Annotated in this window: 1 pseudogene; it reads right to left on the bottom strand. The window is 75.4% G+C overall.

Annotated elements, in window-relative coordinates:
- A pseudogene (locus tag PBA01S_RS22905) lies at nt 1-696 on the bottom strand (AAA family ATPase); the annotation flags it as partial.

Here is a 696-nt window from a genome sequence, read left to right as displayed (position 1 = left end):
CAGGCGGTGCGCTGCGGAAGGCGGCCCGCGCCAGGGCCGCGTCCAGGCCCAGCAGCGCCGCCGCTGTGGCTGCGGCCGCCCAAGGCGCGTCCGCCGTCAGCCACAGGATGACGGGCAGCGCCACCGTCAGCAGGCCGCAGCCGGCGAGCAGCTTGCGGTACAGCGCACGCATCTGCGCTGCCGCCAGCGCCCTGGCGTCAGCCGCCCGCTGCTCAGACGCGAGCCGCCCTTGGCCTTCCCGCCAGCGGTCCAGCTCGCCGCGCAGCTCGCTCCAGAGCGCGCGGATTTCGCTCGGCTCCTGCGGGACCAGCATGGCGAACTGCCGCCGCCCTTCCACAGCGCTGGCCTCCAGCCGCGCGACCGCTGCCGCAGCGGCTTTCTCCGCGGTTGCCGCGGCCCGCTCCAGCTTGGCACGCTCGCTCCGCAGCAGCTCCATCTCCTTGTCGTACGCGGCAAACCGCGCCGCAAACCGGCGAACGCTCTCCCGTTCGCCGACCGTCCCGGCAAAAGCGCGCAAATCCTCCGCGCCCCATGCCGGGTGGATGCTGCGCAGGCACTCGGCCAGCCGCCTCTCGAGCTGCAGCGCTTCCGCCGCCAGCTCGGCGAGCTCGCCCTGCCGGGCCTCGTAGCCCGGCAGGAGGCCGGCCAGCTGCCGCAGCGCCGGCTCCTGCGCCAGCACCGCCGCATCCGGGCGGT

Source organism: Paenibacillus barengoltzii NBRC 101215 (assembly GCF_004000745.1).
In the GTDB taxonomy this organism is placed as follows: Bacteria; Bacillota; Bacilli; order Paenibacillales; family Paenibacillaceae; genus Fontibacillus; species Fontibacillus barengoltzii.
The sequence above is the reverse complement of the archived record's forward strand: the minus strand, read 5'-3'. Positions and strand labels throughout refer to the sequence as shown.